Annotated in this window: 20 protein-coding genes; 9 read left to right on the top strand and 11 right to left on the bottom strand. The window is 61.6% G+C overall.

The window, feature by feature from the left end; genetic code table 11:
- Positions 1–289 precede the first annotated feature (289 nt).
- Positions 290–466, top strand: a complete 177-nt coding sequence (locus AC1Q61_RS11245; RefSeq protein WP_003945207.1) for a hypothetical protein — start codon at positions 290–292, stop codon at positions 464–466.
- On the opposite strand, the gene AC1Q61_RS11240 is transcribed toward AC1Q61_RS11245, so the two are convergent.
- Positions 444–869 carry a (deoxy)nucleoside triphosphate pyrophosphohydrolase gene (locus AC1Q61_RS11240; RefSeq protein ID WP_007726279.1) on the bottom strand — a complete coding sequence of 142 codons (426 nt, stop codon included), beginning with the start codon at positions 867–869 and terminating at the stop codon, positions 444–446. The two genes, AC1Q61_RS11245 and AC1Q61_RS11240, sit on opposite strands and share 23 nt — an antisense overlap.
- Positions 870–885: 16 nt before the next feature.
- Here AC1Q61_RS11240 and AC1Q61_RS11235 point away from each other — a divergent pair, with 16 nt between their 5' ends.
- From AC1Q61_RS11235 to AC1Q61_RS11225, 3 genes are all read left to right on the top strand, one after another.
- Positions 886–1,188 (top strand): 4a-hydroxytetrahydrobiopterin dehydratase, encoded by a 303-nt coding sequence (locus AC1Q61_RS11235; protein WP_003945236.1) that lies wholly within the window; start codon positions 886–888, stop codon positions 1,186–1,188.
- A 271-nt stretch (positions 1,189–1,459) separates the two neighbouring features.
- Positions 1,460–2,203 carry an Rv1157c family protein gene (locus tag AC1Q61_RS11230; RefSeq protein WP_003945233.1) on the top strand — a complete coding sequence of 248 codons (744 nt, stop codon included), beginning with the start codon at positions 1,460–1,462 and terminating at the stop codon, positions 2,201–2,203.
- Between the two features lie 78 nt (positions 2,204–2,281).
- Complete coding sequence (locus tag AC1Q61_RS11225; protein ID WP_042448789.1) at positions 2,282–2,680, top strand: hypothetical protein; 399 nt, start codon at positions 2,282–2,284, stop codon at positions 2,678–2,680.
- Here AC1Q61_RS11225 and AC1Q61_RS11220 read toward each other — a convergent pair.
- Positions 2,671–3,129, bottom strand: coding sequence for a MarR family winged helix-turn-helix transcriptional regulator (locus AC1Q61_RS11220; RefSeq protein ID WP_492650969.1), 459 nt, complete (start codon positions 3,127–3,129; stop codon positions 2,671–2,673). The genes AC1Q61_RS11225 and AC1Q61_RS11220 overlap by 10 nt on opposite strands.
- Positions 3,130–3,214: 85 nt before the next feature.
- Between AC1Q61_RS11220 and AC1Q61_RS11215 the strand changes: the two genes are divergently transcribed.
- The gene (locus AC1Q61_RS11215) at positions 3,215–4,645 is read left to right on the top strand and encodes an MFS transporter (RefSeq protein ID WP_054188751.1); all 1,431 of its coding nucleotides are present in this window, start codon (positions 3,215–3,217) and stop codon (positions 4,643–4,645) included.
- Positions 4,646–4,880: 235 nt separating this feature from the next.
- Entirely contained in the window at positions 4,881–5,381 is a 501-nt protein-coding gene (locus AC1Q61_RS11210) for a nuclear transport factor 2 family protein (RefSeq protein WP_042920826.1), read from the top strand.
- Here AC1Q61_RS11210 and AC1Q61_RS11205 read toward each other — a convergent pair.
- The gene (locus AC1Q61_RS11205; RefSeq protein ID WP_042920828.1) at positions 5,368–6,150 is read right to left on the bottom strand and encodes a DUF1906 domain-containing protein; all 783 of its coding nucleotides are present in this window, start codon (positions 6,148–6,150) and stop codon (positions 5,368–5,370) included. The genes AC1Q61_RS11210 and AC1Q61_RS11205 overlap by 14 nt on opposite strands.
- A gap of 879 nt (positions 6,151–7,029) precedes the next feature.
- Between AC1Q61_RS11205 and AC1Q61_RS11200 the strand changes: the two genes are divergently transcribed.
- Positions 7,030–7,260, top strand: coding sequence for a PLD nuclease N-terminal domain-containing protein (locus AC1Q61_RS11200; RefSeq protein WP_007726301.1), 231 nt, complete (start codon positions 7,030–7,032; stop codon positions 7,258–7,260).
- Here the strand turns inward: AC1Q61_RS11200 and AC1Q61_RS11195 are convergent.
- From AC1Q61_RS11195 to AC1Q61_RS11160, 8 genes are all read right to left on the bottom strand, one after another.
- Positions 7,248–8,189: an antibiotic biosynthesis monooxygenase gene (locus tag AC1Q61_RS11195; RefSeq protein ID WP_042920831.1), complete on the bottom strand. Its 942-nt coding sequence runs from the start codon at positions 8,187–8,189 to the stop codon at positions 7,248–7,250. The genes AC1Q61_RS11200 and AC1Q61_RS11195 overlap by 13 nt on opposite strands.
- 1 nt (position 8,190) lies before the next feature.
- Positions 8,191–9,591 carry an amidohydrolase family protein gene (locus AC1Q61_RS11190; RefSeq protein ID WP_042920833.1) on the bottom strand — a complete coding sequence of 467 codons (1,401 nt, stop codon included), beginning with the start codon at positions 9,589–9,591 and terminating at the stop codon, positions 8,191–8,193.
- A 69-nt stretch (positions 9,592–9,660) separates the two neighbouring features.
- Positions 9,661–10,359: a CPBP family intramembrane glutamic endopeptidase gene (locus tag AC1Q61_RS11185; protein ID WP_020908494.1), complete on the bottom strand. Its 699-nt coding sequence runs from the start codon at positions 10,357–10,359 to the stop codon at positions 9,661–9,663.
- Positions 10,360–10,527: 168 nt separating this feature from the next.
- Entirely contained in the window at positions 10,528–11,490 is a 963-nt protein-coding gene (locus AC1Q61_RS11180) for an ABC transporter substrate-binding protein (RefSeq protein WP_252194525.1), read from the bottom strand.
- Between the two features lie 109 nt (positions 11,491–11,599).
- Positions 11,600–12,079, bottom strand: a complete 480-nt coding sequence (locus AC1Q61_RS11175; protein WP_003945229.1) for a VOC family protein — start codon at positions 12,077–12,079, stop codon at positions 11,600–11,602.
- Between the two features lie 85 nt (positions 12,080–12,164).
- Entirely contained in the window at positions 12,165–13,151 is a 987-nt protein-coding gene (locus AC1Q61_RS11170) for an alpha/beta hydrolase (protein ID WP_277377437.1), read from the bottom strand.
- On the bottom strand, positions 13,148–14,152 hold the full coding sequence (locus AC1Q61_RS11165) for an alpha/beta hydrolase (protein WP_042920840.1): 1,005 nt from the start codon (positions 14,150–14,152) through the stop codon (positions 13,148–13,150). Before AC1Q61_RS11165 ends, AC1Q61_RS11170 begins: the two co-directional genes overlap by 4 nt.
- Before the next feature lie 331 nt (positions 14,153–14,483).
- Positions 14,484–14,609: a hypothetical protein gene (locus tag AC1Q61_RS11160; RefSeq protein WP_257898927.1), complete on the bottom strand. Its 126-nt coding sequence runs from the start codon at positions 14,607–14,609 to the stop codon at positions 14,484–14,486.
- A gap of 271 nt (positions 14,610–14,880) precedes the next feature.
- On the opposite strand from AC1Q61_RS11160, the gene AC1Q61_RS11155 reads away from it, so the two are divergent.
- Positions 14,881–16,002, top strand: coding sequence for a winged helix DNA-binding domain-containing protein (locus AC1Q61_RS11155; protein WP_042920842.1), 1,122 nt, complete (start codon positions 14,881–14,883; stop codon positions 16,000–16,002).
- A gap of 114 nt (positions 16,003–16,116) precedes the next feature.
- On the top strand, positions 16,117–17,814 hold the full coding sequence (locus AC1Q61_RS11150; protein WP_029536802.1) for a fumarate hydratase: 1,698 nt from the start codon (positions 16,117–16,119) through the stop codon (positions 17,812–17,814).
- Positions 17,815–17,833: the final 19 nt, after the last annotated feature.

Below are 17,833 nucleotides of genomic sequence, written 5' to 3'. Positions count from 1 at the left end.
CGAAAGTCAAGTCGCACGGCTCTTCTGGTGGCCGCTGCACGAGTGTGTGATCCGAATCAGGGCACGAATCGCCTGAGAAGGCACCGCGGCCTAGTAAATACTACTCGCTCCGGGCTGATACTCCTGCATTGTGCGGCCTCTATCACCGCCCCCACCAGCGAATAGTGATCTGCACCACGCCGATGCGCGTAGGATTACGACCTGGAGAAACAGGTCATTTAAGGGTACGCTAACCTCGTTCCAAGAGCGGGCTCTCCGCCGTAGTGAAACAGGAAAGCCGCAGCGTCACATGGGAAAAGTCAAGGCAAGCAAGGTCTCGCAGCTCAAACCGAAGAAGAAGTGCTGCCGCAAGAAGACGCGGTGCATCAAGTGTCCCGTCGTCATCATGCGGATGAAGAAGCTCGAGAACGAGGGCGCATCCAAGAAGGAACTGAAAGCGGGTCTCAAGAAGGCTCGTGCGGCGTAAGCGCGCTCAATTCCGCGAGTAACTCGGGGATCCAGGCTCGATCGTTGTCCACCAGATCCATCGACAACAGTTCTTCGGCGTCGACCCATGTCAATTGAGCATGGTCGAGCGCGACCGGTTCTCCCGACACCAACTCCGCCCGGTAGGCCCGCAGGACCAACCCAGGCGACAGTGGCACGTCGACGCCGATTCTGGCGCCGCATCTCACCTCGACCGCCAGTTCCTCGAGCAGCTCCCGCGCCAACGCGTTCTGTGGCGATTCGAATTCTTCGACCTTCCCGCCCGGCAGCTCCCAACGACCGGCCAAAGCCGGCGGACTCGTCCGCTGCGCGAGGAGCAGCCTTCCCTCGCGGAAGATCGCACCGGCGACAACTTCCCGATCCCTTGCAGGTGCATCACTCATCGCACCATGATGGAGTATGGCCACTTTGTTGTCCGACTCCGCGATCCAAAACGCTCTCGACGAACTGCCCGCCTGGCAACTGTCGCCAGGGTCGATCACTCGCACGGTCGACTCCGCGACATTCCCGGACGCCATCGCGCTTCTTCAACGCATCGCGGCAGTCGCCGAGGCCGCGGATCATCATCCCGACATCGACGTTCGCTGGCGAAAGGTCACGTACACGCTTTCGACACACTCGGCGGGCGGTCTCACGGAACTGGACTTCGACCTTGCCCGTCGAATTGACGTACTCGTCGACGATTCGGTCCGTTTCGACTGATCTTCGAGTGAACAAACCTCGCAATCTGACGTAACAGTTGCATCAACTTTCACATAGATCACTTCAGTCACAGGTATGGTCGCCGTAAATCACGATCGAGGCCGGTCATGCCATAGACTCCCCCCGGTGCGTAGCTGCTCAGCAACTGAACAGCTGTACAACCCGGGGGCTCTGTACATAGAGTGACCCCTCGAGCCGTCAAACGCGGAGCTCGCCTAGGCGCCCGCGCGGTATGACTAAGGATGGGGAAACAGTGCTTCGAACCCGAGGTATGCGAAAGGCGTTCACCGCCGTCGCTATTGCCGCAGTAGCAGGACTGGCATTGCCGGCACAGGCAATGGCCGATCCGGCAGCACCGCCCGCACCCGAAAGTGTGCCGATCGAGTTCCTCGCATCGTTTGCGCCCGCCATCATCGGCGCCGCCGCAGGTCCGGCCGATGTTGCAGGCGGACCGCAGCAAGCGTTGCTCGACCAGGCTCGCGCGATCCTGAACTCCCCCGGCATTCCGCCCGAGATCAAGGCCACCCTCGAGAAGGTCATCACCTTCCTCGACGGCAGCGGCGGCGGCGGACCGGCGATCCCGGACGAGAACGCCCCCGTCATCGCGCAGTTCCTCTACCCGACGCTTGGCAAGGGCTGCATCTCGGCCACCGCCGATTCGGTCGGAACCGCACTTGCCGTTCCCGGCCCGGCTCACCTGCCTCCTCCCGGTCCCGCTGCCGGTCAGGCCGGATTCGTCTTCACCGCTCTCGGTACGGCTCCCGCCGTCGACGACCAGCCGGTGCCGATGACCGTCACCTGGGTCAACATCGACAACCAGCGCAGCGCCACCCAGAACTTGACCAACGCCGCACGCATCAACCCGGACGGCCCAGCCACTCTGTCGGCTATCGCCGATACCGGCCCCGGACGCGTTCTCTCGGTGATCAGCGGTTCGCTGACCACCCAGCCGGAAGGCGCAGATCGCATCACCTGCAGCTTCCTTCCGACCGTGGGCATGTTCGCGGTAGCTTGAACGAAGTCTTGTGAAAGGGACCCACCGAATTTCGGTGGGTCCCTTTTGCATCTCCGATCACCGTGATAGACCCGATAGATGGGACATCTACGAGTGGACATCACGCACGGTCGTCCAGAGAAGAAATCCGGCCCAGACCAGTCGATACGGTCACACAAGTCGACGCGATCGATACTGTCCATCCGATCCGAGGGGTCCATTCTCTCGATCGGATCGGCGTACTCGATCCTGTCGATCGGTAGCGTCGGCTCTTTTCTTTCGATCGGAAGCATCGGGTCTACGGCGTCGGTCCTGAGTTCGGGCTCGTTCGCCAGTCTCGGGTCCGCGCTGTCCGGTCTCTCACGTTGGTCACTGCTCTCCTGGCGTGGAAATCATGCAGCCCCCGAAGAACACCCGAAACTTGTTGTCATTGCGCCGGAATCGGATTCGAGCGATCCGGACCGCTCACTACGATCCGTCTCGCACTCTCAGACCTGATTCGGTCGCGGCCATTCGCGGCCTTGCAGCGCTTCGACCGAGGTATTGAATTGCCGCAATAGGTCACCGAGCGCGAGACGCTGCTCCGGCGTCCACTCGCGGAGGACCTTTTCGACACCGGCTGTCGAATGTTCGCGATCAGCACGAAGTTTCGACAGCCCCTGCGCCGTCGGCCGGACCTTTCGCGCGAGCCCTCCGTCCGGATCCTCCACTCGCTCCACCAAGCCCTGACGCCTCAGCGCGCCGATCTGCCGGTTGATGGTGGAGATGTCGAGCGAGAAAGCGCAGGAGAGTTCCTTGAGGCTCATGGGATGTTGCAATTCCAGTCGACCGAGCAGTAGATACGCCGACCGGTCCAGATGAAGTTCGGCCCGTTGTGCGAGCGCGTGGTAACGCGAGAGCAGAGTCAACTCGTACTCGATATTCACCAGATCAGGGTCCCGGTCCATCCTCATATTGTGCAGACTACACACGATGTGTAGCGTGCACACTGGGGCGAACGCACCAATCAGAACACGCCATGGCGGGAGCCGCATGTCCGTTCACGCAGGGTCGTCCAATGTCGACGAGAAAATCCCCGACACGAACTACGCATCCTCGGGTCCAGTGCTCACCGTTCTAGGACTGTGCGGAATCGTCGTCGCCTTGATGCAGACGCTGGTAGTCCCCATCATTCCGCAATTGCCACACCTGTTGAACTCCACTCCCGCCGACACCTCGTGGGCGGTCACCGCAACACTCCTCGCCGCCGCGGTGATCACGCCGATCAGCGGGCGCCTCGGCGACATGTTCGGCAAGAAACGAATGCTGCTGGTCAGTCTCGCGATGGTCGTTCTGGGCTCGGCCATCTGCGCGATCGCACCTTCACTGATCGTGCTCGTTGTCGGCCGTGCACTTCAAGGAGCATCGGTCGGGGCAATTCCATTGGGCATAGCCATCATTCGTGACGTTCTTCCACCGAAGAAAGTGGCCGGCGCGATGGCGGTCATGAGCGCCACCCTCGGCGTCGGCGGTGCGATCGGACTGCCGATCGCCGCGGTGATCGCCCAGAATGCCAACTGGCACTTCCTCTTCGTCACATCGGCAGCGTTCGGGCTGATCTGCATCGCACTGGTTGCGTTCGTCATTCCCGAATCGACCGTACGACGCCCGGGACGTTTCGACTTCGTCGGTGCGCTCGGCCTCACCGTTGGTCTGATCACCCTGTTACTCCCCATCACCAAGGGCGGAACCTGGGGATGGGGCGACGCGAAAACCCTGGGGCTCCTTGCGGTTTCCGCGCTCAGCTTCCTGGTGTGGGGATGGTGGGAACTTCGACGCAACGCACCGCTGGTGGACCTCCGCGTATCGGCCCGGCCGCAAGTTCTCTTCACCAACTTCGCGTCGATCGCCGTCGGTTTTGCCATGTACGGCAATTCCCTGACGCTCCCCCAACTGCTCATGGCACCGACGTCCACCGGTTACGGACTCGGACTGTCCATGGTTGCAGCGGGGCTCGCACTGGCCCCCGGCGGACTCGTCATGATGGCGCTCTCGCCCGTCTCCGCTCGAATTTCGGCGTGGCGCGGCCCGCGAATCACGTTGATGCTCGGCGCCCTCGTCATCGGATTGGGTTACGCCTTCGCATATTTCACGGTGTCGAGCGTCTGGCAGGTCGCCGTGGCCGGAATGTTCATCGGAGCGGGCGTCGGGCTCTCGTACTCGGCCATGCCGGCCTTGATCATGGGCGCAGTCCCCATCACGGAATCTGCAGCCGCGAACGGACTGAACTCACTGATGCGATCGATCGGCACGTCGACGTCTGCCGCGATCGTGAGCGTCGTCCTGGCCGGAATGACCATCACCGTCGGCACCGCAGTGATCCCCTCGTTCGAGGCGTTTCGTGCCACGTTCCTGATCTCCATCGCCGCCGCCGTCGTGACGATGGTGTTCGCCGGGTTGATTCCCAAACAGAAAGTCTCGTAAGGGAATCAACCCGGCGGAGGACTCACTTCTCCGAAGAGCCTTCGATGCTGCCCGTCTGCAACTTCGACAGAAGTGTGTAGATGAAATTGATGATGATATCCACGTGGTGCCCTCTCACATAACGGGTCCCCGACCCGCCAACGACGGTACCGCAGAACTCTTCTCCATCGAATCGCCGACAATCAATTCTGCAACGTGTTCTAATTTGAGGCGACGACTACCCGAGGAGCCTTTCATGACCTGGACACGCACCGAACTCGAAGACGCCTTCGCGGGTTACCAGAACACCGTTGTCGAGTGCACTCGTTCCGGCGATTGGAACGCCTTCGCGGACATGTTCACCGAGGACGTCGTCTACGTGGAACACGCTTTCGGCACCCTCAATGGCCGAGAGGCCGTACGCAAGTGGGTCACTCGCACGATGACGGAGTTCCCGGGGCACCGCATGACCGAATTCCCGGCCAACTGGTTCGTGATCGACGAGCAGCGCGGATGGATCGTGTGCGAGATCGACAACCCGATGGAGGATCCGGGTGACGGATCCAAGCACGGAGCCGCCAACATCACGATCCTGCACTACGCCGGCAACGGACTGTGGTCTCGCGAAGAAGACGCCTACAACCCGATGAACTTCCTGTCGATGGCAAAAGCATGGTGCCTCGCCGCGGAAGCGGCGGGCACCCTCCCCGATGACGCCAAGGCCTGGCTCGCCAAATTCGGCGCTATGGTGCGATAGATCCTGTCGGCAACGAGGATCCGACCGGCTGGGCCGGACCGACCGCACCGGCCAACGACCACTGCCCGTAGTCCCGAGTGAGGATCGAGTTCAGATCCACGCCGACGCCGTCGACCTTGCGCTTGTCGATCTCGAACTGATGCAGGTTTGCCCGCGGGTGCACATACCCTGCGGGCGAGCCCCAGTTGTGCTGCCAGAACCAGGTTCCGACGCCGGCACTGATCATTGCGTCGATCACGCGAGTGTTTCCGTAGACGCCGAGCGCTCCGTTGCCGACAACCGAGGCCCACCCCTCGAGGTACGGCGCGATCAGCGTAGTGATTTCAGTACTGGTCGGGTTGTCGTCGATCGACGCGTAGATCGGGCGACCGGACGGCCCACCAGCCGCCGCATGTAGTTCGAGGCCACGGGCAGCATGACGCTTGCCCGCTTCGCGGGCCCCGCGCCAGTCCGCCGTTCCGCCCTTGCCGAATTGATAGCAAGAAACGACTTGAAGTCCGGCCGCGGTCAACGCGTCGGTTTCCCGCGCCAGTACGGGCTTGCCGACCATCCAATCGGCGCCCGGGCGCCTGTCCGAGACGTATCGAATGGCGCCCGCATACCCGGCGGCCTTGATTGCCTGAGCGGACGGCACACCGGCGGCGTAATCGAGCAGGGTCCCGAGCGAACCGGCATTGGCCACCGACGTCGTACCGCTCAATGCAGCGAGTCCGGCAGCCGCCGATCCAGCCGCTGCGTACTTGAAGAGGTTTCTTCGCGAGACGTGCACAAAGCTCCGATCATCGGCGTGTCCCGCTCGAAGTGGCGGGCAGGCAAGCTATCTTCTTTCGCTCGCATTCCACCACAGTCACATCAACCCCGCCATGCACTTGGTCAACAATGCTCACATTGTCACCAAATTGGACGCCTGACAGACAACAGTGGCCCCCGAAGGCATCGCCTTCGGGGGGGCCACTGTTGTCGGCCTAGCGGCCGGAAGCTATCAGCTGAGCGAGGTGAAGAAGCTCAGAGCGCTGAAGAGATCAGACGCGTTGCTGAAGAAGTCGTTGAGGAAGGTGAAGGCATCCGAGAATTCTGCGCTGCTCATGCGATGTGCTCCTGTCGAAGATACGGTCCAGAGGATTGCCGCCACGTGAGTGGCTGCTGGCGATAAGAGTAGAGGCCTTCCGTTACTTCCGCGACACCAAATGTGTCCGGGACGTTACATTTCGACCCCTTCGGGGCGCGGACATACACACAGGTAACACCCACCGGCAGTGATCAAACTGTCACCTAAGGACGATTTATTGACGTATTCCGAACATCGTTCCCGATAGCAGCTACCGCACAGCATCAAACCTGTAGGGCGACCACAAGATTGGCAAGCCTTACTTAACAGGATGGGTGTTGCTCCCGATAGAGGGCGTACCAGCAGATTGGCCAAATCCCCCGCGGCAATGTAGCCACGCGAGCTTAGTGCGGGCGCAAACATTCAGCCACAGTTCGAGTTAGCGAGATCTTTACGCCGAAAACGACCGGCCCGACGGCCCGCGGGACCGTACCTATCGGTCATCATGGTGACGCTATTCACACTGATTTGAGGAACTCCCGGCACCGATAACAACCGGCTCTCGACACCGATTGGACGTTCGAGGGCACAGTGGAGTTCATGAACCTCACAAAGAAGAAGTCCTGGAGTGAGCTGTCACCCGCGCAACGCCGCGTCGTCGCCGTGCTCGCAACGATTCAGTCCCTGTTGGCGATCGCCGCGTGGACAGACCTGGCGCGACGCCCTGCCAATACGGTCAACGGAAGCAAGAAGAAGTGGGCGGCGATCATCTTCGTCAACTTCTTCGGGCCACTCACCTACTTCCGCCGAGGCCGGATTCAGTCGAAGTAGTCCCAGAACTGCAGCCACTTCACCGACGCGAAGAGCGTCAGAGTCACTGCGTACACCGCAATTACCGCCGCGACGCCGCGCCAGTTGGTGCGGGGAACGGCGCCGTCGACCGGGTCCAGCCAATGACGGAACCATCTCGTGACCGTCGGCATCAGGAACCACGTCATGGCGCCGACGCTGACTATCTGGCTCAACCACATCGACAGCCACGGCGGCGCTCCGATCCCGTCGAGCAACGGCCCGAGAAACCTCGACAGCGTCATCACCGTCGGATAGAGGACGAGCAGGATGATCATCGCCGTCTTCCAATTCGGCGTCGCGCGAGTCTGCCCGTTCTCCGTACGCAGAATGGTGCCGAACGGTGTCGACCGCGTGGTCTCGGTGAAGTCCTCGGCCAACTCGGCCCGCAGTTTCGGTAGTGCTGCGGCCCTCTCGGGCGACGCCATCCACACCGCCAACTGCTGCTCTGTCCGAAACCGAAGGACGGACTTCCACTCGGTGGAGTCGGTGACCGACCGCAACAACATCACCGACTCGTAGCCGGAGAATCGCGAACTGAGATCGATGAGGTGTCGTTGCGTTCGCAGAAACTCGTTCTCCTTACCCACGACGACGGCGTGGTCGTACACACCGATACCGGGCGGCGGCAGCACGCCGTCGATCAGAACGAGATCACTCGTCTGCGCCATAATTCCCGTTGCAGCAGCTGATCTTTCGAGATCGCGGCGATCAGTCGACTCCAGCCAACGATGAAGATCGTCGGCACTGTCGAAAGTGACGGACACGCCGTGCGACACCGGTTCCGGTTGATCACTGATGCCACAGCTCAGGTAGCCGTCGAATCGACCGGCGGTCTCGGCCGCACGCTCGACCCACGCCCGGAATCCCGAACTCGTTCGGTGGTACCCGGTGATGGCAGTTGCGGACACGTCAGCCCGATATCCGGCGCCCTTGCACGTACACGTGCGCAATCGCGGGCTCGCGCATCGCCATCAGGAGCCCGAAGAGCGTCTGGTCGCGGGCGAGTATCGGATCATCCGAACGCGTTCCGTAGCTGACGAGCCCGGCGAGCGGCGGCCACCCGGACGGATCGATCACCAGGAAGTCGGCCTCTTTGCCCTCGTCGAAGTTGCCGATCCGGTTCTCCATGTCCAGCGCGCGAGCACCGGCGAGTGTTCCGGTGAACAGCAGTTCGGCAGGGTGCATCGACACTCCGTCGTCGCCGGCTTCGGAGATGTGAACCTTGAAGGCGTCGCCGAGGACTCGGGTGAGCAGGCACTCGTCGCCGCCACCGAAGTCCGATCCGATCGCGATGTTGACCCCTGACGCAACGGTTCGTTTCCACGGCATGGTGCCGGAGCCGAGAAACTGCTGGGAAGTAGGGCAATGTGCGATCGAGGTTCCGGTCTCGGCCATTCGTGCGAGTTCGGAGTCCTGGCAGTGCACCGAGTGCGCGAGTATCGCGCGTGGACCCAGGAAGCTCTTTCCGCCGACCTGTGAGCCGGGGAGGAACTTGCCGTCGTACGTGTCGAGATAGGTCTCGACCTCGTACTCGGCGAGTGTGGTCGCCACCTCGCCGGTTCCGGGCCGATTGTTCTCGTTGAGATGACTGTGGAAGTAGACGCCCCGGTCACGGACGGAGTCGTACAACTCCCCCAAGTCCTTCAGCGTCCGTGTTGTCACCGCGAGAGAGAAGCGGGGAACCACTGCGACGTGAATGAGCGCAGTGTTCACGTCGCCGGTGTCGGCCGCGTGCCACTTGTCGATCTCCTCGCGGGTGAGTCTGATCGCGTCCTCTTCCGAGGTGATCAGTGCAGCGGCGGAGGCCGGGCCGGTGGTCTGAATCCCGCGTCCGCTGACCACTCGAAGGCCGCGTTCCAGAGTTTCCGAGAACAGGGCGTCCTGCGCGTGCGGGAAGGCCGATCCGAACACCATCGCGGCCGTGGTTCCCGTGGCGATTCGGCGAGCGCAGAAGGCCTCGGCAGCGTGCTGGGCGAATTCCGGATCAGCGAATCTCGATTCGGAGGGAAAGACGCACAGGTCGAGCCACTCGAGGAGTTGGCCGCCGCCGTAGGCGTCGCCGGCGTAGGTCTGCGGGAAATGAATGTGTGCATCGACGAATCCGGGCAGCAGGAAACCCGGTCGGTGGTCGTGGGTTTCAGCGCCTTCGAGACCGCTCGGGAGTGATCCGAATTCTCCGCAGTAGACGATCGTTCCGGCATCGTCGATCGCCAAGACGCCGTCGGGGATCGAGACGAGCGACTGCGCCGCATCCTCTACCGTCGGACGACCGGAGATGTGGAAGACATGGCCTCGATGAAGGTGCGTCACTTACTGAGCAAAGCACAAAACTACCCGGCGTCGCGCGGCGAATGCTGTCCTTTTTGTCAGATATTGGGATCAAGCAAGAGTTGCATGCCAAACAAGAGCCGCAGCCAGCGCACCGGCACCGTTCAACGACCAATGCAGAGCAATCGGCGCAATGAGGCTGCCGCTGCGATGACGAAGCCAGGTGAATACGAGACCGGCCGCAGCGGTGGCGAGAACGGCTCCGAGGATGCCGGCGACCTGGCCGACGACTCCGGTACCGAGAAAGCCGGACAGCCCTTCGTTACCGCTGGTCAAACCCATCGACGACGCGATGTGCCACAGTCCGAACATCAGAGAACCGGCAGCGGCGACGCCGCGGAATCCACTGACCCGGTTCAACGTGCCGTGCAGGACGCCACGGAAAGCCAACTCTTCGGGAATGACGGTCTGCAGCGGGATCACGATCATCGACGCGATGATCGCGCCGGAAATTGTGGCGTAGCGATCCGCCATGAAGAAAGGGCGTGTGAGCGGAAGCAACGCGCCGACGGCGACAACCGTCAGGACCAGGCCGACGGCAGCAAGCGCGTACTTCGAACCTCGCCGCAGGTCACGAGGGGACAGCCCCAATTCCGCCCACCCCATTCCCCGGCGCTTGGTGAGCGCCAACAGGACGAGAGCAGAGATGGGTACCGTCGCGATGCTTGCCCAGGCGGTGGTGAAATGCGCGATCAGATTGGTTCCCACCAGCACCACGATCACAACAGCGATATCCACGTATGCATGCATCCGCGGAAAACGAGGAGCGGTCGCTTCGATCTCCACTGGACCGATCTCCACTGGGCCGCCGCTCGTTAGCTGAAAGTTCACTTTTTCCAGTGTACTGACGCACGAGAACTGCCCGCCACTGTTTGCGAACACGCTCACAGTGACGGGCAGGTCCCGAAGCACCTCTGATCAGGCGCCGAGCGTGCTCGCAAACTTCGGAACGGCGTTGTCGATCGCGTAGGTCAACCCCGGTACCGAGCCACTCGAGAACGCATTGACGAGTGCCGGGTCATCGAGGATCAACAGATGTCCCTCCTGGGCCGACGGGATTGCGCGCAGCAGCGGATCGTTCGCAAACGCACTGCTGTCGAGGAAGATCGGAAACAGAACCGTGAGATCCGCGTCGAACAAGTTCAGGTTCTCGTTGGCGACCGGGATGTAGAAGTTTCCGGTGGCTTTTTCGGTGATCGCCGTCGGGATCGTGAAGCCGAGGCGGGTCATGAAGTCTGCGCGTGCGTCGCCGGGTACGTAGGCGCCGTAGCCGTCGGAACTGTAGGCGCCGACCGCCGCGGTCTTGCCCGCGAAGTTCGGATTGGCGGCAATCGCGGCCTCGAACTTGGCGTCGAGGCCGTCGAGTAGCGCCTTGCCTTCCGATTCTTTGCCGAGTGCCTTTGCGACGAGTTCGGTCTGCTGCTCGACCGTCGTCCCGTAGGCCGTGGCGAGACCCGGCGGCGGCCCGACCGTCGGTGCGATGGCACTGAGCTTGTCGTAGGTGGCCTGCGTGTTGTCGCTTCGCGTCCACAGAATGAGGTCCGGTTCGAGCGCGATGACGTCTTCGACGCTCAAGTCCATCGTTCCGAGGATCTTCGGGTCCGTGGTGAACTCGTCCGCAATCCACGGTCCGACGCCCTTGCCGCCGAACGCCATCCAGTCCGCGACGCCCACTGGTTGAGTGCCCAGAGCGAGTGCCGTCTCGGCATCCGACCAACCAAGCGCCACGACGCGCTGCGGGTCGGCCGGGACTTCGACGTCGCCGAACATCGTCGAAATGGTTGCGCCCGCCTCTGCCGGTGCGTCAGCACTGTCGCTACTGCAACCGGCAAGTCCGGCGACGGCGAGCGAGGCCGCCAAGGCGGTGACTGCAATCTTCATTCGAGAGACTTTGATTCGCATGGTTACCAGCACTCCTCCAACGCTCAGCGAGAATTAGGGAAGGCTAGCATCAGCCAACGAAGGCTGTCGCCCATCGGCCAGATCGTGTTCAGGACGCGTCTGCGGCCCGTTCGAGCTCCGCGATATCGATCTTCTTCATCTTCATCATCGCGTCCGTGGCGCGTTGCGCCTTGGCCCGATCCGGATCCTTCATCAGTTCGAGAAGGCGATTCGGGACTACCTGCCAGGACAATCCGAACTTGTCCTTGGCCCATCCGCACGGGCCCTCTTCCCCACCCTCGGTCAGCCTGGACCAGTAATGATCGACCTCAGCCTGATCGACGCACGGAATCTCGAAAGACACTGCTTCCGAGAACGTGAACATCGGCCCGCCGTTCAATCCGGTGAATCGCTGACCGTCGAGCTCGAAGCTGACGGTCATCACCGATCCCGCCGGCATTCCGGAAGGCGATCCCTCGACGTACCTTTCGATTCCCAGGATCTGCCCGGAACCGAACACCGAGATGTAGAAGTTCGCTGCTTCTTCTGCTTGGTTGTCGAACCACAAACAGGGAGTGATGGAAGGCATGTTCTGTCCTTGTCGACGAGGTTACGAAACAGGTGTACAGGGTTATAGACCCGGCCCGAAGCGGAAACTCATCGCAAGGAATTACTCAAGCCGACAACGCAGAGTCGAGCATCGGCCAGGAACGAACGAGTTCGTCGCGCCAGTACGGCCAACCGTGCGTCCCCACCGGTTGAGCGCTGCGGGTGACATCGACTCCGCGATCGCGCAACACCTGCGTGATCTGGTCGGTGCACAGGTTCGATCCCAGTTCCATGACCCCGCCAACGACCAATACCCGGCCCAGGGCAGGAGTATCGAGAGTTTCGTGCGGACCTGGTAGTCCCGATCCCGAGGCGAGATACACCTTGGTGCCGCGCAGCTTGTCGGCATTGGCGAAGATGTCGTGCTCTTGCCAAGCCTCACTGCCGGCCGGACCCCACATCTGCTCCGAACGGGCATTTCCGTTGATCACCACAAGATCGGTCAACGCCTTGCCGAATCCCCCGACAGTTGTGTAGCAGCCGCTGTAGCCCGCGACCGCGTCGTACAACCCGGCCGAGCGTTGGGCCAGGATCAGCGCGGCTTCTGCACCCATCGAGATCCCGCCGATTGCGTTGTGCCCGTTGGTGGCGAACCTCGTGTCGATCAGTGGGGGAAGCTCTTTCGTCAGGAATGTCTCCCACTTCAGACGACCGAATTTCGGGTGGTCTTCCTGCCAATCGGTGTACATGGTGCCGGTTCCACCGATGGGGAGTACGACGTTCACATTCTTGTCGGCAAAGAACGGGACGATATCGCCGTTAGCCGGGGCCAACCAGTTGTTCTCTTCGATCTGCCCGGAATTGCCGTCCAGGAGATACAGCGTCCCGCGCGGTTCCGAGCGGTCGGCAGGAAGCAGCACTTTCACCACCATGGTGCGCCCCATGGCGGGACTCGCGACGTCGAGAAGCACCAAGCGCGAAGACAGTTCGGTGACACTCGTTATCTGCGGAGTCTCGTCGGCGAGTGCGGTCGACGGCAGCGCAAGAAGTGAAGTCAGGGCGAGCGCGCCGACGAGAACAACGCTTCGAAGGCTCGCTCGACGGGAACTCACAGGCCGAGCGACGCGGCGATCATCGGCCACGAGTCGTGTAAGTCGTCTTCCCAGTATCCCCATGAATGCGTTCCTGCCGGCTTGAAGTTGTAGCGAATGTTGTTCATACCCAATGCGTTCGTCTTGTCCGCAAGCTGGGTGGTGCAGTAGTGAGTTGCCGCCTCGATTCCGCCACCGAGAACAAGCTGCAACGCCAAATCTGTGACGTCGTTGCCGATCCGCGGATCGGCAAGTGTGTCGTACGGACCCGGAAGTCCGGTTGCGGTTGTGATGTACATCGGGATTCGAGGTAGCTTGTCCGCGTTGACAACCGGATCGTGAGCCGGCCAACCCGGACCATCGTACGGACCCCACATGTTTTCCGCGTCACCCCCACCGACGGCGACCACGAGTTTCACGAAGTCCTGCCCGATGCCCGGACTCGTCATCGCGCACCCGCTGAAGGACCCGACACTGTTGTACAGCGCGGGCGCCGCCATAGCCAGATCCAGTACCGACGTGCCTGCCATCGACAGGCCTGCCAGTGCGTTCTCGCCGGTCGTCCCGAATGTCGAATCAATGACTGGCGGTAGTTCTTCCGTCAGGAACGTGGTCCACATGTTGACCCCGTTGTTGTTGCCAGATTTCGCGAGGCCGGGGTCCGGCCGCTCCCAATCGGTGTAATAGCTGAATGCTCCACCGAGAGGGGTGACCACGTTGACGTGCTTGTCCGCGAAGAACTTCGGTGCGTCGGTCCGCACCGACCACGTCGCGTCGTCTTTCCCTCCGTCTACTCCGTTGAGTAGGTAGAGCGTCGGAGCAGGCGTCGAAGTATCAGCCGGCCGCAAGACCTGCAACGGAATGTCGCGCCCCATCGACGGTGAGTACACCGAGATGTCGACCAGCCTGCTGTCCGCCGACTGAGCGTGACCCGGTGCTGTGAGGAGCTGGAACCCACACACTGACGTGGCCAACGCCACGAAGACACGGAAAACCGTTCGTAACGCACGAGTCTCGATCATCCGGGTCACTCTCTTCCGCAGCGGAACCTTTCGAACGGTACCGCCTGAAACAGGCAAACCCGACGTGATCGGAAAAACTCGATCCGGTCGACACGGAAAGGCTCACGCACCGAGTGCGTGAGCCTTTCGGAACCTATAGCCCTCCGATCAGGCCGGAGGGGTTCCTCCGCTGAGCGAAGTCAACAGGTTGACGATCTCGGTGCCAATCGCACTCGAACCCGTGGTCAGAATCTTGATGATGTCGAGCGAACCCATGTGAACTCCTATGTTGGTGGGCGCTTTGTACGCCAAGCTGAAGCAGATGACTGCAGACCCCTGAGAGGCCAGACTTTTAGCCGCCGAAGCTACCGAGGTTGGTCTCAACCGAACCCATGAAAGTTTCGAGAAGACCGTCAGCAGCAAACAACGAGCCCAAGCCACCGAGGGCAGCGGCGAGAATCGATTCCATCGAACCCATGTGAATCTCCTTGAGAGGTCAGAGGTCAGCTGCCAAAAGCACCCGACAGTGCTGTGACAGCTGCATCACATCTGTAATGTATCCGTGACGTGGGTAACAGTAATCATACGAACGACCAGTTGGCAAAGGATTCCGACAATGGGGTCATTATTTCGACTAATAAGGTCTGCTACTGAAAAAATTCCGGCCAATCGGTCGAATTTGACCAATTCTGTCGCCGCATTGATCAACCGCCCTAAATCCTGCGGTTACCCACCAGTAAACTGAAATCATGTCTAGCGCAACCTCACTCACGCAGGTAGCTAATTTCCGGTGGCACCGCCATCAACTCGACCGAGCGGTTGTCGGTGACGCCGATCACAGCGATTGCAGCATTCTCGATCTCGGGATTCAGAACACCGGACCTGACGGAGCCGCCTGGGCCCTGCGGATCCGCGGCGTCCGCGTCGACGCCACTGAGCTCGCTCTTGCCTGGACGTTGCGCGGAGCCCCCCACTATTACCGTCGGGGCGACCTGCCTGCCGTCGCCGCCGCCACGTCGCCGTTCAGCGAAGCCGATGCAGCCAAGCGCATTTACGACGCGAATCGGCCCCTGAAGGCCGCCGGCATCCCGACGCTGACTGCCCTGCAAACAGTTGCTGCTGCGATGCGGGACATCGTCTCGAAACCAACCGTCAAGGGCGAGATGTCCGCGCAATTGACCACGCGGGTCACCGAGCCCTATCTGAGATTCTGCCGCCCGTGCAATGCCACTCATCTGTACGAGATGCCGTTCCGGCTCGCGGCACTCCAGGCAGGCCTCGAGCTACAGCCGGACACATCTCCCCCAGTGCTCGAACGCATTCCGGGTTGGCGCCGACGCCCATTCAGCGCCACGGGTGCAGACGCAGATTCCCACTTCCACGTGATCCGGGGTTATCTGCGGTTCTACGGCCCCGCGACTCCTGCTCACGTCGCTTCGTTTCTCGATGCTCCGGTCAGGGATGTCAAAGCCCACTGGCCAGTCGATGCCGAGGAGATCGAGGTGAACGGCGAGAAGCGGTGGATTCTCGAACAGGACCGCGAAGACTTGTTCGGCTCCCCCACCGATTCGAGTACGCGCTTGCTCGGGCCTTTCGATCCGTATGTACAGCTCAAGGATCGGGAGACCCTGGTTCCCGATCCGACCGCCCAGAAGACGGTGTGGCCGACCCTCGGGCGACCGGGCACAGTGGTGGTCGGTGGCACGATCACCGGATTGTGGCGACCACGAGCATCCGGAAAGAAGCTGAAGGTCGCGATCACCCCGTGGGGAACGTGGTCTCGATCGGCCCGCGCAGCAGTGGCCGAGCAGGCCGAAATACTTGCCGAATTTCGCGGCGTCGAGCTCTCCGAACTGGTCGAAGTATCTTGATCGAGCCAGTGGCATCCGGATAATTCCAGCTCACACCCGCCCCGATTCGGAGAAGGAAACCCCCAACGATAACCTGAATGCGACCTTCGCACGCACCCTTGTTCAGGAGAGATGATGGCCGACTTCCTCTATGAGGACCTGTTGCCGATCGGTGATGACACCACCGAGTACCGATTGCTCACCACCGAAGGGGTGTCGACAGTCGAGGGACCGGACGGCCGCACCTTCCTGCAGGTCGAGCCGGAAGCGATGCGCTTGCTGACCGAAACGGCGCTGCACGACATCTCTCATTACCTGCGCACGGATCACCTGACGCAGCTCGCGAGCATCCTCGACGATCCCGAAGCGTCGAACAACGACAAGTTCGTCGCGCTCGATCTGCTCAAGAACGCCAATATCGCCGCTGCCGGCGTTCTGCCGATGTGCCAGGACACCGGAACCGCCATTGTCATGGGCAAGCGTGGACAGCATGTGCTCACCCCCGGCGACGACGAGAAGTCCATTGCCCGCGGTGTCTACGACGCCTACACGCGTCTGAACCTGCGCTACTCGCAGAACGCCCCCATCACGATGTGGGACGAGAAGAACACCGGCAACAACTTGCCCGCGCAGATCGAGCTGTACGCCGATACTGCTGCCGGACATGAGAACTCGTACAAGTTCCTCTTCATGGCCAAGGGCGGCGGAAGCGCCAACAAGTCCTACCTGTACCAGGAAACCAAAGCGATCCTCAATCCCGACTCGATGATGCAGTTCCTCGAGGCGAAGATCCGCTCACTCGGCACCGCAGCCTGCCCGCCCTACCACCTTGCAATCGTCGTCGGCGGTACCTCGGCCGAGTTCGCGATGAAGACGGCGAAGTACGCGTCGGCGCACTATCTCGACGAATTGCCCACCGAAGGCGCCATCACGGGTCGCGGCTTCCGCGATCACGAGCTCGAGAAGAAGGTTTTCGAGCTGACACAGAAGATCGGCATCGGAGCACAGTTCGGCGGCAAGTACTTCTGCCACGACGTCCGCGTCGTCCGACTCCCCCGCCACGGCGCGTCGTTGCCCGTCGCCATTGCGGTGTCCTGCTCGGCAGATCGACAGGCGAAGGCCAAGATCACCCCGGAGGGCGTGTTCCTGGAACAGCTCGAATTCAACCCGGGCCGTTTCCTGCCCGAGGTCACGGACGCTCAGCTCGACGAAGAGACGGATGGCATTTCGGGTACCGGCAAGGGCGCTGCGGTCAAGATCGATCTGACCAAGCCGATGTCGGAGATCCTGGCCGAGCTCTCCAAGCACCCGGTGAAGACTCGTCTCTCCTTGACCGGTCCGCTCGTCGTGGCACGCGACATCGCGCACGCCAAGATCAAAGAGCGTCTCGACGCAGGCGAAGAGATGCCGCAGTACCTCAAGGATCACCCGGTGTACTACGCCGGCCCCGCCAAGACGCCCGACGGCATGGCGTCGGGTTCGTTCGGCCCGACCACGGCCGGCCGTATGGACTCGTACGTCGAGCAGTTCCAGGCCGCCGGTGGCTCGATGATCATGCTCGCCAAGGGAAACCGCTCCAAGCAGGTCACCGACGCCTGCAACACCCACGGCGGTTTCTACCTCGGATCCATCGGTGGACCGGCAGCACGCCTGGCACTCGACTGCATCAAGAAGGTCGACATCCTCGAGTACGCCGAACTGGGGATGGAAGCCGTCTGGAAGATCGACGTCGAGGACTTCCCCGCGTTCATCGTCGTCGACGACAAGGGCAACGACTTCTTCGCCCATACCGGTGAAGTGACCCTGACGATCGGTAAGCGTCCAGGCCTGTAGACACGTCAACAGCAAAGAG

Source organism: Rhodococcus sp. MPR-R1B, from assembly GCF_058793255.1.
Note: the sequence above shows the minus strand (reverse complement) of the source record. Positions and strands in the feature narration are given on the sequence as shown.

Bases quoted from the DNA above. Each gene is read 5' to 3' on its own strand.
- AC1Q61_RS11245 (WP_003945207.1), top strand. From the start codon at position 290: ATGGGAAAAGTCAAGGCAAGCAAGGTCTCGCAGCTCAAACCGAAGAAG.
- AC1Q61_RS11240 (WP_007726279.1), bottom strand. From the start codon at position 869: ATGAGTGATGCACCTGCAAGGGATCGGGAAGTTGTCGCCGGTGCGATC.
- AC1Q61_RS11235 (WP_003945236.1), top strand. From the start codon at position 886: ATGGCCACTTTGTTGTCCGACTCCGCGATCCAAAACGCTCTCGACGAA.
- AC1Q61_RS11230 (WP_003945233.1), top strand. From the start codon at position 1,460: ATGCGAAAGGCGTTCACCGCCGTCGCTATTGCCGCAGTAGCAGGACTG.
- AC1Q61_RS11225 (WP_042448789.1), top strand. From the start codon at position 2,282: ATGGGACATCTACGAGTGGACATCACGCACGGTCGTCCAGAGAAGAAA.
- AC1Q61_RS11220 (WP_492650969.1), bottom strand. From the start codon at position 3,129: ATGGACCGGGACCCTGATCTGGTGAATATCGAGTACGAGTTGACTCTG.
- AC1Q61_RS11215 (WP_054188751.1), top strand. From the start codon at position 3,215: ATGTCCGTTCACGCAGGGTCGTCCAATGTCGACGAGAAAATCCCCGAC.
- AC1Q61_RS11210 (WP_042920826.1), top strand. From the start codon at position 4,881: ATGACCTGGACACGCACCGAACTCGAAGACGCCTTCGCGGGTTACCAG.
- AC1Q61_RS11200 (WP_007726301.1), top strand. From the start codon at position 7,030: ATGAACCTCACAAAGAAGAAGTCCTGGAGTGAGCTGTCACCCGCGCAA.
- AC1Q61_RS11185 (WP_020908494.1), bottom strand. From the start codon at position 10,359: ATGCATGCATACGTGGATATCGCTGTTGTGATCGTGGTGCTGGTGGGA.
- AC1Q61_RS11180 (WP_252194525.1), bottom strand. From the start codon at position 11,490: ATGAAGATTGCAGTCACCGCCTTGGCGGCCTCGCTCGCCGTCGCCGGA.
- AC1Q61_RS11175 (WP_003945229.1), bottom strand. From the start codon at position 12,079: ATGCCTTCCATCACTCCCTGTTTGTGGTTCGACAACCAAGCAGAAGAA.
- AC1Q61_RS11165 (WP_042920840.1), bottom strand. From the start codon at position 14,152: ATGATCGAGACTCGTGCGTTACGAACGGTTTTCCGTGTCTTCGTGGCG.
- AC1Q61_RS11160 (WP_257898927.1), bottom strand. From the start codon at position 14,609: ATGGGTTCGATGGAATCGATTCTCGCCGCTGCCCTCGGTGGCTTGGGC.
- AC1Q61_RS11155 (WP_042920842.1), top strand. From the start codon at position 14,881: ATGTCTAGCGCAACCTCACTCACGCAGGTAGCTAATTTCCGGTGGCAC.
- AC1Q61_RS11150 (WP_029536802.1), top strand. From the start codon at position 16,117: ATGGCCGACTTCCTCTATGAGGACCTGTTGCCGATCGGTGATGACACC.